General features: G+C 74.8%; 2 protein-coding genes. Both read right to left on the bottom strand.

Annotation, left to right across the window (positions count from 1 at the left end; all coding sequences use genetic code 11):
- Positions 1–203: hypothetical protein (locus GTR00_RS22265; RefSeq protein ID WP_205706435.1), on the bottom strand; the 203-nt coding region annotated here is incomplete at its 3' end.
- 97 nt (positions 204–300) lie between these two features.
- Positions 301–486, bottom strand: coding sequence for a hypothetical protein (locus GTR00_RS22260; protein WP_166613643.1), 186 nt, complete (start codon positions 484–486; stop codon positions 301–303).
- Positions 487–603: the final 117 nt, after the last annotated feature.

The following is a 603-nucleotide window of genomic DNA, read 5'->3' as shown; positions in this document are numbered from 1 at the left end:
CCGCTGCTGCGCGACGCCCTGTTCGCGGCGTGGGTCGTCCTGCTGCTGCGGGCGGTGTGGCGGCTGCCCAGCCACAGCAGGACCGCGAAGCCCGCCACGACCCCCGCCACGGTGCCCACCAGCTGCGCCCAGTGCCGCTGGGCGGTGACGTGGGTGCGCTCCCCGGCCAGCAGCCGGCGCTTCACCCAGCGCGGCAGGCCCACCCGGCCGGGGTCGGCCTCGTCGGCCGCCGCGAGCTCCGGGGGGGACGAACCCGACGCGGACGTGCCCCGCGAACCTGCCACCGCGACGACCCGCCGCTCAGGCCAGCAGGCCGTCGAAGAACGCCCCGACGCTGTTCACGAGGGTGCCGAGCGCTTCACCGACACCGCGCACGAAGCCGGCCGCGGACTCCGGCGACCGGTACACGGCGTAGAGCGCGAACACGACCAGGATCCAGCCCAGAACTCGGCGCCACCTCATGCCCAGCCCCTCCCCGCGTTCCACGAACGCCGGTCTCATCACCCGAAGTCAGGAAATCAGCACGATCGGGCGTCATCCTGCCGGAAAGGGGGCTCGGGCTCGACCACCCCGCGCCGGGCGGGACCGGGAACGGCAGGAGCG

Origin of the sequence: Kineococcus indalonis (genome assembly GCF_009906395.1) — a bacterium.
GTDB classification, from domain to species: domain Bacteria; phylum Actinomycetota; class Actinomycetes; order Actinomycetales; family Kineococcaceae; genus Kineococcus; species Kineococcus indalonis.
This window is presented reverse-complemented; position numbering and strand designations above follow the sequence as displayed.